16 protein-coding genes are annotated in these 19,412 nt (G+C 47.6%); 15 read left to right on the top strand and 1 reads right to left on the bottom strand.

Annotation, left to right across the window (positions count from 1 at the left end; genetic code table 11):
• Positions 1-85 precede the first annotated feature (85 nt).
• The 14 genes from hisD (at position 86) to PAHA3_RS27040 (ending at position 16,588) form a co-directional block, all read left to right on the top strand.
• Entirely contained in the window at positions 86-1,390 is a 1,305-nt protein-coding gene (gene hisD / locus PAHA3_RS27105) for a histidinol dehydrogenase (protein WP_062837769.1), read from the top strand.
• Entirely contained in the window at positions 1,383-2,012 is a 630-nt protein-coding gene (gene hisB / locus PAHA3_RS27100; protein ID WP_062837768.1) for an imidazoleglycerol-phosphate dehydratase HisB, read from the top strand. The genes hisD and hisB overlap by 8 nt, the downstream gene beginning before the upstream one ends.
• 3 nt (positions 2,013-2,015) lie before the next feature.
• On the top strand, positions 2,016-2,642 hold the full coding sequence (hisH, locus tag PAHA3_RS27095; protein ID WP_062837767.1) for an imidazole glycerol phosphate synthase subunit HisH: 627 nt from the start codon (positions 2,016-2,018) through the stop codon (positions 2,640-2,642).
• Positions 2,643-2,941: 299 nt separating this feature from the next.
• Positions 2,942-3,676, top strand: a complete 735-nt coding sequence (gene hisA / locus PAHA3_RS27090) for a 1-(5-phosphoribosyl)-5-[(5-phosphoribosylamino)methylideneamino]imidazole-4-carboxamide isomerase (protein ID WP_062837766.1) — start codon at positions 2,942-2,944, stop codon at positions 3,674-3,676.
• A gap of 30 nt (positions 3,677-3,706) precedes the next feature.
• Positions 3,707-4,468, top strand: a complete 762-nt coding sequence (hisF, locus tag PAHA3_RS27085) for an imidazole glycerol phosphate synthase subunit HisF (RefSeq protein WP_062837765.1) — start codon at positions 3,707-3,709, stop codon at positions 4,466-4,468.
• Entirely contained in the window at positions 4,461-5,195 is a 735-nt protein-coding gene (gene hisIE, locus PAHA3_RS27080; protein WP_371327969.1) for a bifunctional phosphoribosyl-AMP cyclohydrolase/phosphoribosyl-ATP diphosphatase HisIE, read from the top strand. Before hisF ends, hisIE begins: the two co-directional genes overlap by 8 nt.
• A 12-nt stretch (positions 5,196-5,207) precedes the next feature.
• The gene (gene hisJ, locus PAHA3_RS27075; protein WP_062837763.1) at positions 5,208-6,032 is read left to right on the top strand and encodes a histidinol-phosphatase HisJ; all 825 of its coding nucleotides are present in this window, start codon (positions 5,208-5,210) and stop codon (positions 6,030-6,032) included.
• An 80-nt stretch (positions 6,033-6,112) separates the two neighbouring features.
• Positions 6,113-7,060, top strand: a complete 948-nt coding sequence (locus PAHA3_RS27070) for a ribose-phosphate diphosphokinase (RefSeq protein WP_036616184.1) — start codon at positions 6,113-6,115, stop codon at positions 7,058-7,060.
• A 250-nt stretch (positions 7,061-7,310) separates the two neighbouring features.
• Positions 7,311-9,572 (top strand): helix-turn-helix domain-containing protein, encoded by a 2,262-nt coding sequence (locus PAHA3_RS27065; protein WP_062837762.1) that lies wholly within the window; start codon positions 7,311-7,313, stop codon positions 9,570-9,572.
• Between the two features lie 446 nt (positions 9,573-10,018).
• Positions 10,019-11,608 (top strand): extracellular solute-binding protein, encoded by a 1,590-nt coding sequence (locus PAHA3_RS27060; protein ID WP_062837761.1) that lies wholly within the window; start codon positions 10,019-10,021, stop codon positions 11,606-11,608.
• Between the two features lie 131 nt (positions 11,609-11,739).
• Positions 11,740-12,639 carry an ABC transporter permease gene (locus tag PAHA3_RS27055; RefSeq protein WP_062837760.1) on the top strand — a complete coding sequence of 300 codons (900 nt, stop codon included), beginning with the start codon at positions 11,740-11,742 and terminating at the stop codon, positions 12,637-12,639.
• 70 nt (positions 12,640-12,709) lie between these two features.
• A complete protein-coding gene (locus tag PAHA3_RS27050; protein WP_062837759.1) occupies positions 12,710-13,582 on the top strand; it encodes a carbohydrate ABC transporter permease in 873 nt (290 codons plus the stop codon).
• A 50-nt stretch (positions 13,583-13,632) separates the two neighbouring features.
• Positions 13,633-14,583, top strand: a complete 951-nt coding sequence (locus tag PAHA3_RS27045) for a sugar phosphate isomerase/epimerase family protein (protein ID WP_062837758.1) — start codon at positions 13,633-13,635, stop codon at positions 14,581-14,583.
• A 253-nt stretch (positions 14,584-14,836) separates the two neighbouring features.
• Entirely contained in the window at positions 14,837-16,588 is a 1,752-nt protein-coding gene (locus PAHA3_RS27040; protein ID WP_062837757.1) for a hypothetical protein, read from the top strand.
• Positions 16,589-16,738: 150 nt separating this feature from the next.
• On the opposite strand, the gene PAHA3_RS27035 is transcribed toward PAHA3_RS27040, so the two are convergent.
• Positions 16,739-17,191, bottom strand: coding sequence for a hypothetical protein (locus PAHA3_RS27035; RefSeq protein ID WP_062837756.1), 453 nt, complete (start codon positions 17,189-17,191; stop codon positions 16,739-16,741).
• Between the two features lie 324 nt (positions 17,192-17,515).
• Between PAHA3_RS27035 and PAHA3_RS27030 the strand changes: the two genes are divergently transcribed.
• Positions 17,516-19,249 (top strand): tetratricopeptide repeat protein, encoded by a 1,734-nt coding sequence (locus tag PAHA3_RS27030; RefSeq protein WP_062837755.1) that lies wholly within the window; start codon positions 17,516-17,518, stop codon positions 19,247-19,249.
• Positions 19,250-19,412 lie beyond the last annotated feature (163 nt).

Here is a 19,412-nt window from a genome sequence, read left to right as displayed (position 1 = left end):
AGCAAAAGTAAGAGTAAGAGACAAAATAAAGAAGCGAATCGGCCATGAGTAGGCAGACATTACAGGGGATAAGGAGGTTGTACGTATGAAAATAGTACCTGCACGGGAGTTTGATCTGAAGCGGGAAGTAGAGTATGGCACGCCAGAGCAAAATGAAACGGTACGGCGTATTGTCAGCGACATTCGCCGTGAAGGGGATGCGGCCCTGCTTCGTTACACGGAGCAGCTGGACCGTACGAAGCTGACGGCCGCGAATTTGCGCGTGCCGCAGGAAGAGCTGCAGGCGGCTTATGCAGCCGTGGAGCCATCCTTTGTGACGGCGATTCGGCAAGCCGCCGCCAACATTCGTGCGTTTCACGAGAAGCAGAAACGCAACTCGTGGATGGATTGGCAGCCGGACGGCAGCCTGCTAGGCCAGGTCATCCGACCGCTGAAGCGGGTCGGTGTCTATGTACCTGGCGGCAAAGCAGCGTATCCATCGTCTGTGCTGATGAATGTAATTCCGGCACAGGTGGCAGGCGTGCCGGAGATTGTTCTTGTGACGCCGCCGTCTACGAACGGTGGCGAAGGTATTAACCCGTACATTCTCGTTGCTGCTGCGGAAGCAGGCGTGAGCGAGATGTACCGGGTTGGCGGCGCTCAAGCCATCGCCGCCCTCGCTTACGGCACGGAGAGTATTGCCCCGGTCGACAAGATCTGTGGACCGGGCAATATTTACGTGGCGCTCGCGAAGCGCGAGGTGTACGGTGCGGTCGATATCGATAGTATCGCCGGGCCGAGTGAGATTGTGGTGCTCGCCGATGATACGGCGAATCCCGTGTATGTCGCCGCCGACCTGTTGTCGCAGGCGGAACATGACGAGATGGCATCGGCCATTCTCGTCACAAATTCGGCCACGCTGGCGGAAGCCGTGCAGGGCGAAGTGCAGCGCCAGCTTGAAGTGCTGCCGCGGCGCGATATCGCTGCTGCTTCGATAGAGCAGTATGGCGCGATTATTGTGGTCGATTCCATCGATGAGGGAATCGATGTGGTGAACCGGCTTGCACCGGAGCATCTGGAGATCATGGTGCAGGAGCCGATGGCTTACGCTGGCCGGATCGAGAATGCCGGTGCGATCTTCCTCGGCCCGTACAGTTCGGAGCCGGTAGGAGACTATTTTGCCGGACCCAATCACATTATTCCGACCAATGGAACTGCACGGTTTAGTTCACCGGTGGATGTGGATGATTTTATCAAAAAATCGAGTCTGATCTATTATAGTAAAGAAGCGCTGCTGCAGAACGGAGCGGCTATTATAGAGTTGGCCCGTCATGAGGGTCTTGAAGGGCATGCCCGTGCAATCGCTGTACGGTTAGAACAGGAAGGAAAGGCGGAATCAGACAATGGATAAGCAAAATAATGGTGTGGAACTTGAAAACAAAGGCGCAGTGCGCCAAGCAGAGGTTGATCGCAAAACAAACGAGACCAATATCCAATTGGCTTTTGCCGTAGATGGAACAGGACAATCCACGATTGAAACGGATGTACCGTTCCTGAACCATATGCTGGATCTGTTCACGAAGCACGGACAATTCGACCTGAACGTTCAGGCTCGCGGAGATATTGACATCGACGATCATCACACGGTTGAAGACATTGGGATCTGTCTCGGACAGACGTTGCGAGAAGCATTGGGTGACAAACGTGGCATCAAGCGCTACGCCAGTGTGTTTGTACCGATGGACGAGGCGCTCGCCCAGGTTATTATCGATGTGAGTAACCGACCTCACTTTGAATATCGTGCAGAATACCCTTCCCAACAGGTAGGTAGTTTCTCCACGGAGCTGGTCCATGAATTCCTGTGGAAATTGGCATTGGAAGCTCGGATTACTCTACACGTCATTGTGCACTATGGACAGAACACGCACCACATGATTGAAGCGATCTTTAAGGCATTGGGACGTGCGCTGGATGAAGCAACGATGATTGATCCACGTGTAACGGGTGTGCCTTCCACGAAGGGAGTGCTGTAGACGATGGCGATTGCAATTGTCGATTACGGTATGGGTAACCTGCACAGCGTCGGCAAAGCGGTCGAACGTCTTGGCTACGAAGCGCTGGTCACGGGTGACCGGGAAGAGATTCTTGGCGCAGATGGTGTCATTTTGCCAGGCGTAGGTGCTTTTGGTGATGCCATGGTTCACCTGCGGGAGAGTGGACTGGATACGGTGGTGAAGGAAGCCGCTGCCGGATCCAAACCACTGCTCGGTATCTGTCTGGGCATGCAGTTGTTGTTCAGCTCAAGTGAAGAGCATGGCGAGCATGAGGGATTGGATATTTTTCCAGGTAAAGTGGTGCGATTCGCACCTGGAGAGCTGAAGGTTCCTCATATGGGATGGAACCGTTTGGAATTCCTGCACGCCGAAAACCCACTATTTACTGGGCTTGAGGCAGGTCACGTCTACTTTGTCCATTCCTATCATGCACTTACCGAAAACAGAGACGATCTGCTGGCAGTGACGGATTACGGACATCCGGTTACAGCCATTGTAGGCAGAGGATCGAACTTCGGTATGCAGTTCCACCCGGAGAAAAGTGGCGAACTTGGGATGAAGCTGCTCGGCAACTTTCTAGCTCTGACAGGCGCGCCTGTCCAAAGGTAAATACCTCTGGAATACGTTCTGTGGATGACAGGACTGGTGCAAGAGAACGGATGTATCGTCTACGGAAGCCTAAAGAAAAAGTTTTTAGCTGAATTTCAATTTTATATGATCAGAGACGGATGACTCACTGCTAAGGTGTGTTAACATTGCATGCCTGGTATGGAGATTGCGCGACTCTTCTAACCTATAGAAATACCTGAAGTTAAACACGCGGGCACAGAATCCAGCGTACCGATAGAATTCATATCGTCAGTATGTAATTAAGCGTACAAATCTAATCCATATTCAGGAGGCCTTTTATGTCATCTTTTATCCTATATCCGGCGATTGATATCCGGGACGGCAAATGTGTAAGACTGGTGCAGGGAGATTATAATCAGGAGACCGTTTATAACGATGACCCGGTTCAAGTGGCTTTATCCTGGGAGAAGCAAGGCGGTACATACGTCCATCTGGTGGATCTGGATGGGGCCAAAGCAGGACGTCCCGTTAACGATGAGCTGATCGGACGGATTGCCTCGGCTGTGAACGTACCCGTTCAGGTTGGTGGCGGACTTCGTACGGTAGCGGATGTAGAGCGTTTGCTGGGTCTGGGTGTTAGCCGGCTGATCATCGGGACAGCAGCGATTGAGGATCGTGCTTTTACAGAGGAAGTATTGGGACGTTACGGGGATAAGGTTGCAATTGGTATCGATGCGCGTAACGGTTACGTGGCAACTCGCGGTTGGCTTGAAACATCGGAAGTACAGGCAGAGGTGCTTGCTAAGGAACTGGCGGCATATGGAGCAGAAACGTTTATCTTTACGGATATATCCCGTGATGGCATGATGCAAGGTCCTAATGTGGAAGCGATTGTGTCGCTAGCCAAGGCAAGTGGACGGACGGTTATTGCTTCCGGTGGTGTGAGTGTGATGGATGATCTGCTTCGTCTGAGTCGTCATGCGGATGATGGTGTTGGTGGAGCGATCGTGGGCAAAGCGCTGTATACTGGTAGTATCGATCTGTCTGAAGCAGTACGTGCGGTAAATAAGTAAAGGATATCCGGTTAGAGAGGAAGAGGTAGCATGCTGGCAAAAAGAATCATTCCCTGTCTGGACGTGAAGGACGGCCGGGTCGTCAAAGGCGTCAACTTCGTTAATCTCCGCGATGCGGGTGATCCGGTAGAGCTGGCGGCGCTATATGACCGCGAGGGCGCGGACGAATTGGTATTTCTCGATATCTCCGCTTCGGTAGAAGGCCGCGAAACGATGGAAGAAGTGGTACGGCAGACAGCCGGCGAGATTGCGATTCCATTTACGGTAGGTGGTGGCATCTCCAAGGTGGAGGACATGAAGCGGATTCTCCGTGCAGGTGCAGACAAAATTGCAGTGAATACAGCTGCTGTACTTAACCCGCAGTTGATTGCAGATGGTGCACGTCGCTTTGGCTCCCAATGTATCGTCGTAGCGATCGACGCCAAGTATAATGAAGCTTGGGGCGAGTGGGAGGTCTACACGCATGGTGGACGGAAAGCCTCTGGGATCAAGGCGCTGGAATGGGTTAAACAGGCAGAGAGCTTGGGCGCGGGAGAAATTCTGCTGACAAGTATGGACGCGGACGGAACGAAAGACGGTTTCGATCTGAAGCTGACGGCAGCCGTATCCGAATCTGTGCGTATTCCAGTCATCGCATCGGGCGGTGCGGGCAAGGAATCTCATTTTTATGATGTATTTACCACAGGAAAAGCGGACGCAGGTCTGGCCGCAACGATTTTCCATTACAAAGAAATCGCCGTACCGGCGCTTAAACAACATTTGAGAGAACAAGGGGTGGAGATCCGTGACTAAAGTGAGCGATGAAATCAAGGAACAGTTATCCTTGGAACAGGTTGTGGAACACATTCGTTGGAGTGATGATTTGGTTCCTGCCATTGTGCAGGATGTGGATACTCGTGAAGTTTTAATGATGGCTTATATGAATCGTGAATCCCTGAAGTTGTCGCTGGAATCCGGTGAGACCTGGTTCTGGTCGCGCTCTCGTCAGGAGTTGTGGCATAAAGGTGCAACCTCTGGTAACGTGCAGACGATTACTTCCCTGAAATATGATTGTGACGGCGATACCTTGTTGGTTGAGGTCAAACCCAATGGTCCTGCTTGCCATACAGGTGCGGTGACTTGTTTCCATAATGAAATCATTGGCTTGCCAGAGAAATCAGCAAACGAGGCTTCGGATGAAGCGGGTGCGGCATCTGCTTCTGCAAGTTCCAGTTCCGATAGCCGCTTCGAGGTATTGGCTGAACTAGAATCCGTTATTGCAGAACGTGAACGTGAGCGCCCTGAGGGTGCATATACAACGTATCTGTTCGATAAAGGTGTAGATAAAATACTGAAAAAAATCGGTGAAGAAGCGTCCGAGACGATTATCGCCGCCAAAAATAAAGATAATGACGAGCTTCGTCTGGAAGTCAGTGACCTGATGTATCACCTGCTCGTCCTGTTACAGGAGCGCAAGCTGCCGCTGGACGATATTATGTCAGAGCTGAGCCGCCGTCATGAACGGCCTCGCCGCGATTAGGAGGCGAGTTACGTGCGTATAGACTATCACACACACCATGAGCGGTGTGGACATGCAGTCGGTAAACTGGAGGAATACGTGCAACGTGGTGTGGAGATCGGACTATCCCAGATTGGATTATCCGATCACATGCCATTGTTGCATGTCGATCCGGCTCAATATTATCCGGAAATGGCGATGCCTATGGATGAACTGCCGCGTTACGTAGAGGAATGTTTCTCCCTGAAAGAACGTTACCGTGGACAGATTGACGTACGTGTTGGTCTGGAAGGTGACTATATTGAAGGCTGGGAAACAGAGATCCGTGCAATCATCGAGCGTTATCCATGGGACTATGTGATTGGCTCCGTTCATTTCCTTGGGGAATGGGACATTACGGACTTCCGCCAGACCCATCACTGGGAGGGCAAAGACGTCCTTGAAGTATATCGTCAGTATTATGATGCTGTAGGCAAGGCTGCTGCGACGGGCATGTACGATATTATGGGCCATACGGATGTCATTAAACGGTTTGGCTTTGTTCCTTCAGCGGAGCAGACAGAAGAACGTATCACATTGGAGAACGCAGCGCTGCAGGCTATAGCCAAAAGCGGCTGCGCCATGGAGCTGAATGCTTCCGGATTATCGAAGCCTTGTGCCGAGATGTTCCCTAGTCGCAGAATGCTGACAGAAGCTATTCGCTTGGGTATTCCATTAACTATGGGCTCTGATGCACATGACCCAATGAAGCTGGGCGATTATTTGCCCGAAGCTGAAGCTCTTTTACGTGAGTTGGGCTGTACGGAGGTCGCTGTTTTTGAAGGCCGTCATCGTTCTTTCATTCCTTTAAATGTATAAGCCAGTGGAGTATAATGAGGGTAGGAAATAACCTTTTAGATAAGGGATTATATAGGGATTTCAACCCTCGGGAGGGCATTATGCAGCATTCGTTACGTATTTTTTCCGGTTCATCGAACCCTAAGCTGGCAGAACAGGTATGTGACAAGCTGGGAGTACAACTGGGCAAGATCAAGCTGTCCCGGTTCAAGAGCGGAGAAATTTACGTTCATTATGAAGAAACGATCCGTAATTGTGATGTGTTTCTGGTACAGTCGTTGTCTCATCCGATCAATGAGCTGTTTGTCGAGCTGCTTGTGATGATTGATGCCGCAAAGAGGGCTTCAGCGCGCACTGTGAACATCATTGTTCCGTATTACGGTTATGCTCGTCAAGAGCGTAAATCTGCTCCTCGGGAGCCGATCTCGGCCAAGATGGTAGCAGATGTATTAACGACAGCTGGCGCCAATCGGGTAGTAACGATCGATCTGCATGCAGCGGCCATACAGGGATTCTTTAACATTCCGGTTGACCATATGACATCGCTGGATCTGATTAGTGACTATTTGTTAAGCAAAGGAATCGAGAATCCTGTTGTGGTCTCCCCGGATGCGGGACGAGCATCGATGGCAGAGAAGCTGGCGAATCGTCTGGATTCCCCATTTGCCATTATGATCAAGAAACGTCCAAGCCATAATGAATCGGTGATCACCCATGTCATTGGTGATGTCGAAGGGCGGACACCCATTATTATTGAGGATCTGATCGACACCGGAACAACGATTCTGAATGTCGTGGAAGGGTTGAAGGAACGTGGGTCCAAAAATGTATATGTATGTGCAACACACGGATTGTTCTCGGATGGGGCAGTGAGTAAATTGAATCACCCGTCTATTGAAGAGGTGGTGGTTACAGACTCGATCGCCCTGCCAGATGATCACCCTGAATGCTTCAAAGTGTTACCTGTTGCACCCATGCTGGCCCGCGCCGTACGTATTATTGTGGATGGTGGCTCCATGGCCACATTGTTTAAGGATTCTGGAATTTAGAGCATCGAGGATTTATCGGTGTACTGCCAGATTAACTGATCCGTGTCTGAGTTGTTGTCTGCTCAGCACGGTTTTTTGCTTTTGACTCTGCGAATTCAATTCTTGCTTTGCTGCTCGGAGGCTTGTGCTATAATAACATAAAATCAATTATGATAGCGTTATCATATGGTATTCAGCCCTGAGGTGAGGATGCTGAACAGTAGAACCACGGCTGAGAACATTGGCATCGTGGAGTGAGGAGTGGGGTCTATTGTCTCGTAATTGGTACTACCGGTTACTGTTCTCGTATTTCCCGATTTTTTTTCTTACGGTGACCATACTCATTTTCATCGCGTTTGTCTTCATTAATGACATCTCAAAGGAGGAAACGAAAAAAGCAGACCGGATCTCCTCCAGTTATATGTTAGACACGGTGGATCGTACAATCAGAGATATTGAACTATCTATCCTTGAAACGGCACAGAGTCAGCAGGCCTACAAGCTCTATTTTAATAACACAAACCAGACCAGCTCAGACACGGTATATGCGATTGCGCAAAGTTTACGTGAGCTAACCAATTCATCCTCATGGATTCAATCCATCTATCTGTATGACAAGCGAAATAAACATGTACTGACCGTAAGTGGTTCCAGAGAAGTGGAAAGTTTCTCGGATAAGGCATGGATTGATCAAATGGAAGCCGGGTCTATCGGTTCAGGCTGGCAGCCGGTCCGGGAATTCGATGCGGACTCTGTTCAACGTACCCCTATTCGCGTATTAACGGTGAACAAGGATATGCCTTTGCCTTTTGGCTCTCAGGGCACACTGGTCATTAATATCAAGATGAGCAGCATTGAGCAGAGTGTAGACAGTATGGTTAATGGTCAGCTCTCATTCCTGACGATTACGGATCGGGAAGGTAAGGTTGTGTACAATGCACACTCGGACCAAGAAGGCTCGATAGACGGTCAGGAACTGAATACGCTACCGCTAGAGAGACTGGGCTGGACAATATCCAGTGGAATTAAGGCAGGTAACTTATTTGGCTGGGTATCTGTCGTGTCTTATGTATGGGTAATCATTGCTATTGTGACTGTCATCTGTGCGATTGTGTATATCGTGTACATTACTCGCCGTAACTATAAACCCATTCAGATCATCATGAACCGGATTGAGTCTCATCAGATTCGGGCGTTTGAACACTCGGGTGCTCGCACGGATGAGATGAAGATGATTGACGGTGTGCTTGAAAATCTGATTAATCATATGATGGATTATGATAAGAAAAGCAGGGAAAATGTACTCATGCAGCGCAGCAAGTTGTTCAATGCCCTGTTGCATGGTGAACACACGGAAAACGCAGCAGAGCAATTAAAAGAGCTTTCTCCACTGAATGATGTGTATGACTCGTCGCGCTTTGTCGTTGTAGTTGGAGAGATTAACCGTTATGAGAAGGGTTTTCTGGAGAGGTACACAAGAGGTGAACAAAATACGCTGAAGTTTGCCTTGATGAACGTTTTGCAAGAGCTGTCACGTAATACGGGAGTACAATGCTGGACGGAATGGATTAGTGTAGATCGAATTGCAATCCTTTTTGTGTTCAAAGAACAGAGTGATAACAACTTGGACATGTCTGGGCAGATTCGTATTGTAGCTGAGGAATGCAAATCTTGGGTAGAACAAAATCTACGTATTTCCTTAAGCTTCGGTATTGGACCTATTGCTCAGGGAGTTGGTGCAATACGAGACTCCTATGCGGCTGCAGAAGCGGTAATGCAACGCAAACTGTTGATGAATGGAGATGTGGGCCAAGCCGACTGCGGCGAACCACAGCATCCTTTACTGGATACCTATACTTATCTGCAGATGATTGCGGACTTTGTTAAGCGGTTCCGGATGTCGAGTGGACAGTGGCGGGAACAGTTGGAGGAGATCTTTACAGCATTTGAAAAGAACAAACTGCCGGATGACGAGATTCGTTCTCTGATTCAAGCCATGTTACAGATGCTCAGCCGAGAGGTGGCCATGATGTCGGAAGGGCTTCAGGAAGAGCTATCCGAAGAAAACATCAACAGATGGTTAAGCACTGTGGAAGAGGCAGAGACGCTTACGGATGTGAAGAGTCTTTTGTTCGATGGTCTGACGGACCTGTTCAGAACGTATGTAGCGGTCACGGAAACCAAGAGTTACAAAGCCATGGTTAACGAAATGAAAAATTATATCGAAGAACAGTTTGCGAATCCAGATCTTTCATTGAAACATCTGAGCGACCGATTCCAGATTACGGGCAAACATGCGAGTTATTTGTTCAAGACAGAATTCAACATGAAGTTTGTTGATTTTGTTACAGAGCTGCGCATGAAGGAGACGGAGCAGCTTCTGCTCAATACCGATTACTCTTTGCAGGATATTGCCTTGAAGGTCGGGTATGCAAATGGAATTACGTTGGGACGTGTATTTAAGCGGGTAACGGGCATTACACCAGGAGATTATCGTCGTTTGAAACGTGAACATCGAGAACCCGAAGAGTAACGCAAAAGTGATCATATTCTGAGATCTGTACATCAGGATAGCACAGGGTGAATTTCATGCAGTCACTTTCCACCAGGAGAGCAGGCTTGCAGAGGTTCGCCCTGTTTTCGTTGAACAGTTCTCTGCTGTCCGAGATCGATGCAACGGTTTTCGCAGGATAGCAAGCTAATATTCCTATTTTTCCCCGTTTACGAATATAGGCGGTGTGTGAAAATGGTTTATCCGATTGGGGACAGGCAGTTCCGAGTCGTGAGGTGTTGAGAGCCATCACAGCCTAGAGCAGCGCAGCTTTGGGAAAATAATCAGTCTGCGAAAATGTGCTTAACATATAAACCATAATCCGCTTGTAAGCGCTTCCGAAATTGGTTTATTGCTAGAGGTCAGAAAGATGTGGAATACTCGGAGCAAGCCTTAAACATTCACGCAAAGTAAAAGGGGATGACAAAATGATTGGAAAAGCAACCAAAGGGAGTAAGAAGAAATGGATGGGTCTGGCACTTACAATAGTAATGGGAGTGTCCTTACTTGCGGGGTGCTCGTCTGCATCAGAAAAAGAATCAGCAGAAGGCGGGGCAACAACTAATGGTGAGCGTGTTACTTTGAAAGTGGAGGTTTTCGATCGTGGTAACAGTCCTTCTCCACATACGATCACGAACAACTACTTAACTAAATTTGTTCAAGAGAAATTCGGCGATCCGAATAACATTGATGTGCAATTCGTACCTGTTCAACGGTCAGAAGAAACAACCAAGCTCAACGTGTTAATGGCCAGCCCCAGTGACGTTCCAGATATTGTGTTTGTATACGACTCCAGTGTGTTCTACCGTTATGCTCAGCAAGGTGGTCTAACTGACGTAGGTGAACTTCTTAATGAACATGCACCTAACTTAAAAGAATATCTCGGCGATGACCTGTTGAAATTCGGTCAGCTTGAAGGTCAGCAATTCGCTATTCCGGGTAAACGTGCCATTACGGCTCGTTACAACTCCTATATCCGCCAGGATTGGCTCGATAAAGTCGGCATGGAAGCTCCAACAACAACGGATGAGCTGTACGAAACGTTGAAAGCATTCAAAGAGAAAGATCCGGGCAATCTGGGCAGCAAAAACATCCCAATGGGTATGGCACTTGCCCCAGCGCAGTACGAAACATTGATTTACTCCTTCATTAAACCTGTACAAGATGGGCTTACGTACAGTCAGCGTTACGAGCTACCATTGCATGATGGCTTCAAAGATGCGATGCAGTTCCTTAACAAGCTTTACAATGAAGGTCTGATCAGCAAAGACTTCAGTCTTGATGAAGAAAAAACGCAATTGGTCAAAGACTTCCAGAACGGTAATATTGGCTACATGTCTGAGGACGTAGGTCAGATTCTGTATGCAGATGGTATGCTTGATAATTTGTCCAAAAATGTACCGGATAGCAAAGTTGTAGCAGTTGACGCTTACACCAATTCGAATGTGGACAACAAACACATCAAATCACGTTATGGTAGCAACGGTATGTACATCATGATTCCAAAAAGCAGCAAACGTTCCGTTGAAGCAGTGAAATACCTAGACTGGATGGCTTCTGGAACGAACTTGCTGGAGATGAACACCGGTGTCGAAGGTGAAAATTACGATATGGTTGATGGCGTTCCAGTTGTTAAAGATGATGCACCACAGGATGTCAAAGATCGTCTCTACAACGGTGGTGACATGGCCATTATTGCCAACGGTAAAGTAGTTGGAGATCAGGCAGCCAATGAAGCCGCATGGATTGCTGGCTTCCCAGAACGTAACCATGAGCTGATGAGACAGTCTATTGATATCGCTAATACGGATACGATCGGCCCGGTTATCTTCAGCAAACCAATTGAAGCAGAATCTAAATATGGTACGGCGCTAAATGATAAGTTGAAAGTGCTTATTGTGAAAACTGCGATGGCTAAACCGGCAGACTTCGAAGCGGTATATGAAAAAGAAATAAATGATTTCATGTCACTGGGTGGCACAGAGCTGAAGAAAGAGCTTGAAGCAGCACTTCAGTAAGCGTTATCAATTAAACAGATTTATCTTGTGATTACTAAATCAATATGTAATTTACCGCATAACTTTGGAAGGAACGCGTGCCGCCAGTATGGGCGGCACAGCCGTTTCTCTGTTGATAGGAGGAAACCGACTTGACCATCACATACTTGAAAAGGTATTGGCAATTATATGCGCTCATCTCACTGCCTCTGATCTACTTCTTGATCTTTCGTTACGGCCCAATGTACGGGGTTCAGATCGCTTTTAAGGATTTCAACTTGTTTCAGGGCATCAACGGGAGTGAGTGGATCGGTTTCGATGCTTTCCGTGAAGTATTTGGAATGCGGGACTTCTACACCACATTACGAAATACCTTCATGCTAAATTTCCTCGATCTGCTTGTTTCGTTCCCTGCTCCAATTATATTGGCCATCATGCTCTATGAAGTTCGATTCAAATGGTTTAAAAAAATATCGCAAACGATTCTGTACATTCCTCACTTTATCTCCTGGGTTATCATCGGGGGAATTGTATACCAATTGTTCGGTAATCAATCCGGTATGGTTAACGGTGTGTTGGAGAGTATGGGCTTAAATTCAATCCCATTTTTGACAGAGAAAAACCCATGGCTTGTGACGTACCTGTTCACAGGTGTCTGGCAAAGTGCAGGATGGGGAACCATTCTATATCTGGCCGCATTAACCGGCGTCAATAAGGAACTGTTTGAGGCTGCCGAGATTGACGGAGCTTCAAGACTGAAGAGAATCTGGCATATTACGTTGCCAAGTATTAAGCCAACCATTGTGACCTTGCTCATTCTTAATCTCGGACATATGGTCAGCATCGGTTTTGATCGACCTTATATTATCGGTAACACAGCCGTACGTGAATATTCAGATGTACTTAGTACTTTTGTATACAGGGTCGGTCTTGAATCAGGACAATACACGCTGGCAACTGTCGTAGGACTATTCCAGGCTGTTGTAGGGCTAATCTTTGTACTTGGCTCTAACTATATTTCAAAAAAGGCAACCGGCGAAGGCATTTTATAAGTTATCAAAGCATGAAAGATACGCCAATCGGCTTGTATGTATAGACCATCAGCAAAGGAGCTGTGCGCATATGAGTGAACGCACCTCAAATCGGATTTTTGATATCGTTAATATCTCCTTTATCAGTTTGTTTGTTATATTCTGTCTGGCTCCATTTCTGCACACCATTGCGATATCACTAAGTTCTAACCGGGCTATTACTTCGGGAGAAGTGACCATTTTTCCTAAAGAATTCAACTGGGATGCGTATATCCAAGTATTCTCTGATCAATCCATGCTATATTCACTTGGCTTTACGACTGTTCTGACAGTGGCAACCACAGTGTTGTGCATGTTATTCACACTTGCTGCTGCATACCCCCTAACCAAGAAAAAATTGAAAGGGCGCAAGCTCTTCATGTATGTCATCATCATTACGATGTTCTTCAGTGGCGGGATGATTCCCGAGTATTTGCTCATTCGTGATCTCAATATGCTTAACTCAGTCTGGGCACTGATCTTACCGGGACTGGTGAGTCCATTTAACCTGATTATCCTGATCTCATTTTTCAGAGGCATTCCTGAAAGTCTGGAAGAATCAGCAGAAATTGACGGCAGCTCACATGTTCACACGCTATTCAAAATCATATTGCCATTATCCATGCCTGTACTTGCGACATTAGCGCTATTCTATGCAGTTGGTCGCTGGAATGGATTCCAGGATTCACTGTTGTATATTAATGATCCCAAGTTGTATCCACTACAACTGAAGCTCTTCCAAATGGTTCAAAACAACATGGTAAGCGAACTTACATTGATGGAAGGTGCTAACCGTACACCACTGACTCCGGAAAGTCTCAAGGCAGCTACAGTTGTATTCGCAACGGTACCCATTCTGCTTGTCTATCCGTGGCTGCAAAAGTATTTTGTCAGCGGTGCCATGCTTGGCGCGGTAAAAGGTTGATATAAAACTACTGGGCAAGCTCTAGCTGTTGGGGAGGAGAAGGAAATCAGATGCAGCAAAACGATAAAGGTATATATTCATTTTCGACGTGCTGGAATATCAGGAAACATACCGTTGGGGAAGACATGACACGGGAGATTACGGATCTCGGCTTTCGCCGAGTGGAGCTCAATTATAATGTGACGAAGGAAATGCTCAAGACCATTGAGCCCATGATTGAACGCGGAGACATCGGCGTCTCCAGTGTTCATAACACGTTTCCACATGATCCTGATCCCGATTATGGTACGGATTCCATCTTGCTCGGCTTCGAAGATGAAGTGAAACGTAAGCGGGCGATCGAGTTGCTGGTAGAGTCGGCTGAATATGCCCAGCGTTATGGTGGAGAAGCTGTTGTTGTGCATCCCGGAGAAGTACCTTTTCCTCAGGATATCAGCAAAGATCTTGGCAAGCTCTACAACGAGGAAGGTCCGGATTCACCGAAGTATCGCAGCAAATGGGCGGAACTGATGGAGCGGCGAGAGGCACTCAGTTCTGGTTATGTCGAGAAAATTATCGCCAGTCTGGATGAGGTGTGTAATCGAGCGGCAGCTAAAGGTCTGGATGTTCGTTTTGGAATCGAGACGAGATCCAGACCGCAACAGATTCCTACCCTTGCCGAGGCCAAGACCATCATCACAGCTCTCAAAGGAGCACCGGTTGGTATCTGGTACGATACGGGTCATGCCATCATGATGGACCGGCTGGGCCTATATGATAGTGTGGGAGAAATGCAGGGGCTGATGGATGATATCGTAGGTGTTCATATCCATGAGACACTTGGTCTTTCTGATCACTGGTGCCCTTATGTACACAGTAAGGACATGAACTTTTATGATGCTTATCTGCCGATGATTCGCCGGGCACAGGTGAAGGTATACGAATTGAAATCTGTCTGTAAGCCAGAAGAGATCCACGAGAGTCATGACTTGCTTATGAAGAAGCTTGAAGTGGCAGAGTAGGGACGGTGATATGGGGAACAGTGTGCTTGTTAACAACGTGTGTTAACGATTGTTTCCTCGGTGATGAAGACCCATAAATATGTAGTGAATTAAGAACGGATTTTCTAGCGACTTTTGTCGGTAGATGGTATATACTGACGAGAAAAATGAACTCACCTACGGGCGGTATGAGTAAGCTTCCGGTCTGAATTAAGGGGCTGAAGCAACTTACTCCGCACCTCGGGAGAATGCATTGGTATGGAGGGAACTGCATATGTACAAACAACTGGTGGACAGTAATGACAGAGCGGTAGAAAGAGGCATATCGCGGCAGATGCTTGACCCGGAAAGCCGTTACTATGGAGGTACAATTGATCCCTTCACAGGTGTTGCCTGGGTTAACCACACGACTGGAACGCCCACGGATATGTGTTACTGGGGAGCTGCGATCTCCAATCCGGATTCCATCTATTACCGGGATGAGGCGTTGTTAAATCGTCTGCTGTTAGCTACTGAATACGTACTTCGCTTCCAGCATGAAGATGGTTCAATATCGCCTGGCTGGACCAATTACCATTCCCCTCCCGATACCGCATTTGTCGTTGTAGGGTATTCACAGTTGTATCAGCTTCTGCAGCAGCAGGAATGGGAGCCACTGCAACCTGTACTGAACAATATGAGGCTGTTTCTGGAACGTACAATCCCAACCATGCTTACGGGAGGATGTCATACACCTAATCATCGCTGGGTGCTATGCGCGGCGCTCGGTTTCTTGCATGAAATATTTGATCTGGAGGAAGCTGTGCAGCGCGCAGAGCAGTGGATGGATGAAGGGATGGATATTACTCCCGATGGGGAGTGGACAGAACGAAGCAATGGGATATACAGTGCAGTTAGCGATATCATGTTAATTCATGCCGCACGCCTGCTCAATCGTCCTGAACTGCTGGAACCGGTGAGGCTCAATCTCCGCATGATGGTGTACCTTGTGCATCCAACGGGTGAAATTGTTACGGATTATTCAGGTCGACAGGATCTGGGCAGTGTTCATGATCTGTCACCTTATTATTTACCTTATGCCATTTTGGCCCGGCTGGACGCTGACCCACTCTTTGCCGGCATGGCAGCCTGGGCCGGAGATACATTAACAGATCCGGGAGTATGCTCAGTGAATACGCTCATTCGGTTGATGCTTGAGCCTGAGCTTCAGCAAGCGAATGAGGCACGTGATGCATTACCAGAACAGTATGAGGTCATGCTGAATGAACACTTTGTACGCGACGAATATCTGGAGCAAATGGAAGCAGTAGGGCATCATGGACGTATCTCGCATAGTCGTATGCATACGGATTTTGGTGCTCCCGTAGCCCGAATTCGGGATGGTGCTACTAGCGTGACAGTGATGACAGAAGTTCCTTCCTTCTTCGCTCTTCGTCATGGTAAGGTGCGCTTGCTGGCCGTGCAACTGGCTTCATACTTTAATCCAGGATATGTACCTATGCAGCAAATGACGAGGTTGTCCGAAGGATATCAACTGACTGGCGAGCAGAAAAAAGGTTATTACGGTCCAGTCCCTGCGAACCTGTTGCCAGAATCGGCTGCATCAGCCATCAGTCCATGGTACTTGCTACCTCATCAGAGCCGTCAGCTCACTCATGAGCAGACATTCCGTGTAGGGGCAGAAGTGCAACCAACGGAAAATGGATGGACCATGCATCTCTCAGGGCAGGAGCCGGAAGACATTATGATGCAGCTATCCTTTGTATTCGGAAGCGAAGGGGAGCTGACCTGCGAGGACGCGATTGAAACGAGTGAGGGCCACTACTTGTGGAAAGGCGGTACGTTACGTTATACCTGCGGAGAAGACTGGCTGGAGATCATAGGGGGTGAGCTGGGGCATCTGGCAGCATCGGTGCGGGAGGCGAAACTGCCAGACAAGTGCAAGGTTGTGGTGGTCAATTTCATGACGCCATTTGATAAAACCATTCATATTTCACTTTCGCCTTCAATGGCGTTGAAGCTTTAAGTCATAACTGTAGAAGACCGAGCCTTTGGGGCTCGGTCTTCTTGTTTACGGCTGATTACGGCGAAGTTCAGCATATTCCCACTGATGCACCCAATCAATGCAACGGCAGTAATTCGGGTATTGCAGGATACGTCTTATAGTTGTGACCTATTATTTCAGTTGCTCTAACGCAGCTTCAATTGGTTTAGTTAATAGAGGATTCTCTTTGGTATTACTCCAGTAAACGATGAGAGCATTTTCTTTCTCATATAGAAAAGGGAATGTTGTAAAATGGGCACCTTCCATATTCTTATTGAATTCTGTAGTCCCTTTCATGCGATCCTTTTCAGAGTTGAAAATATAAAAATGTATAAATTCAGTGTTATCCGGTTCTTCTGCAGCTTGCACCTCAATGGAGTACACCTCAGGTATAACATCATTTAATTTCATTGGATACCCGGTTATGCCAAAGGATACTAAATTCAGTTTTTGAGATTCAAGAGATGTTACTACATCATCTAGTGTGAGAATATTTTCTTCATTCTTTATATCTTCTGAACATCCGGCCAAGGCAAACAAGCATATTAAAATGAATACAAGTGCTTTTATTTTCGAGATAAGCAATAGATCATCTCCTTAAAAATAAGAATGATGCTGCCTTGTAATATGAAATGACACCTTAGCTAAATAATTAAAAAGTCGAACGTGGCTGATTCGTATGCAAAGCATTTATGAAAACCATTCACAAGCAGAATTAGATCATGAGCTACATTTATCTTACCATAACCGAAAGAAGCCAGTTGAATGGCCCTAACCGATAAAGATGGAAAGTCATCTTTATTTGCATTTTTTTCATAAACGACATGAAACTACATATTGAGAAGTGGGCCTTAAGATGTGGTATACTGAAGAGTATGAATGAAATGCAAAGAGGAGGTGCCTTGGAAGATGAAGGGCAAGCTAGTGCGGGCTGAGGGACACCTTGCCAATATTATACCGATTCACTTGGATGCTTCTTTCTTCTTTGAAAGAGCTGTCCGCTCGCTGGACCGTAATCATGTCGACAAGGCATTAAAATATTTTCGCAAAGCTGTTGAATACGAACCGGAAAATCCGGTGAATCATTGTAATATGGCGGGTATATTATCGGAGAAGGGCGATTACGAAGCGTCCAATGCCATTCTGGCTAACGTGCTGGAAGTGGTAGATCCGTCGATGACGGAATGTTATTTTTACATGGCGAACAATTATGCAAATATGGATCGGTTTGAGGAAGCCGAGAAAGCACTTGTTACCTACTTGGAGGAGGACACCCAGGGTCAGTTCATGACGGAAGCTGAAGAGATGATGGAGCTTCTATACTATGAGCTGGATCGTCCGGCCAAACTGAATCGAATTAAATCACGCAAAGGTGTAGTGGAGCACGATCAGGCACGGGAACTATTGGAAGAGGGGAAATTCGCACAGGCTGCTGAGCTGCTCGAAGGCATGTCATCGGATTATCCTGACTACTTGGCTGCCCGTAACAATCTGGCACTCGCTTACTATTATATGGGGCTGTTTCCCAAAGCCAAAGAGACCATTGCCGAAGTGCTTGAACAAGAGCCCGGTAATCTGCATGCACTCTGTAATCTGGCCATTTTCCATCAAAATGAGAACCGGGCTGACCAAGTGCTGCTTTTGATCAAAAAATTGCGTGTCATCGTGCCATTCCAGCACGAACAAGTCTACAAACTGGCTACAACGATGGGAATTCTGGGCCAACACGATACTGCTTATGTTCATTTCCGTCGTTTGCTCAAGGACGAAGAGACAGCTGCCGATCCGGCACTTGCTCACTATGCAGCAGTGGCGGCTTATAATACAGAGCGTTATGACGCTGCTGAGCGTCTATGGCATCATGTGTCCAAGCTTGACCCGGGTTCCGAAGTATCTCGGTACTATCTGTCCGGTCTTGAGGCCGTACGTCAAGGCGAGCAAGAGCCGGAGAAGCTGAGTTATCACTATCATCTGCCGTTTGACGAGCAGTTCAGACAGTGGGAGAACTATGGTAACGGCATACCTGAAGAAATGAAGAATGATCCACTGATTCGTTCATCGTTCTTCTGGGCATTGCGACACGGTGATCGGGCAACCAAGCTGCAGGTTATTCATGCACTCGGGATGATCGGTGATTATGAGGTGCAGCAGGCGCTGCAATCCTTTATTGAAGAACCGGGAGAAGAACAGGATCTGCTTGAGGCAGCACAAGCTGTGCTGGATGGATTGAAATCGGCTGAACATGATGAGCAGAATACTCAGGTAGTTCGTCCCTTTTCTCCTGTAGCTTTGAAGTCCATCGGGAAGGCTCAGTCCATATCAGAGCAATCGCAGACTCACTCAACTTCCCATTGGCAGGCTGTTGTCGATCGAGCGCTACAGATGTCTGAAGCGAAGGCTGAGTTGCAGCAAGAGATGGAACGACTCTGGACGGACTATGTATCCCGGGTACATCCCGAGGTTCCGAGTACGAAGCAGATTGAGGGCTGGGCTGCCGGACTGGAATATTTGGCTGCCAAGAACCACAGTCGACCTGTTACCTATCAAAGCATCGCTGAGCGGTATGGCATATCGGCATCAACGGTTAGCAAGTATGCTAAACAGATCCATCGGGTTTGTAGCAGCAAACCACCACTTGTATAGAAAGAAAGTTCGCTTCAACTCGTTTTCAGAAAGACATCATCAGGTGAAGGATACAACAACCGGGAAAACGGGTAAACTTAACGAATGGGCCTCGTAAACGCCTGTAGGATATCATCTTGGCAAGTTCATCGCTAGTACAACACACTCTCACCTTATTAAGGAG

Source organism: Paenibacillus amylolyticus (assembly GCF_001570725.1).
GTDB lineage: Bacteria > Bacillota > Bacilli > Paenibacillales > Paenibacillaceae > Paenibacillus > Paenibacillus amylolyticus_A.
This window is presented reverse-complemented; position numbering and strand designations above follow the sequence as displayed.

Excerpts from the sequence above, each read along its gene's own strand:
- PAHA3_RS27045 (WP_062837758.1), top strand. The coding sequence starts at position 13,633 with ATGCAGCAAAACGATAAAGGTATATATTCATTTTCGACGTGCTGGAAT.
- hisA (WP_062837766.1), top strand. The coding sequence starts at position 2,942 with ATGTCATCTTTTATCCTATATCCGGCGATTGATATCCGGGACGGCAAA.
- PAHA3_RS27030 (WP_062837755.1), top strand. The coding sequence starts at position 17,516 with ATGAAGGGCAAGCTAGTGCGGGCTGAGGGACACCTTGCCAATATTATA.
- hisD (WP_062837769.1), top strand. The coding sequence starts at position 86 with ATGAAAATAGTACCTGCACGGGAGTTTGATCTGAAGCGGGAAGTAGAG.
- PAHA3_RS27040 (WP_062837757.1), top strand. The coding sequence starts at position 14,837 with ATGTACAAACAACTGGTGGACAGTAATGACAGAGCGGTAGAAAGAGGC.
- hisB (WP_062837768.1), top strand. The coding sequence starts at position 1,383 with ATGGATAAGCAAAATAATGGTGTGGAACTTGAAAACAAAGGCGCAGTG.
- PAHA3_RS27060 (WP_062837761.1), top strand. The coding sequence starts at position 10,019 with ATGATTGGAAAAGCAACCAAAGGGAGTAAGAAGAAATGGATGGGTCTG.
- PAHA3_RS27070 (WP_036616184.1), top strand. The coding sequence starts at position 6,113 with ATGCAGCATTCGTTACGTATTTTTTCCGGTTCATCGAACCCTAAGCTG.
- PAHA3_RS27050 (WP_062837759.1), top strand. The coding sequence starts at position 12,710 with ATGAGTGAACGCACCTCAAATCGGATTTTTGATATCGTTAATATCTCC.
- hisF (WP_062837765.1), top strand. The coding sequence starts at position 3,707 with ATGCTGGCAAAAAGAATCATTCCCTGTCTGGACGTGAAGGACGGCCGG.
- hisH (WP_062837767.1), top strand. The coding sequence starts at position 2,016 with ATGGCGATTGCAATTGTCGATTACGGTATGGGTAACCTGCACAGCGTC.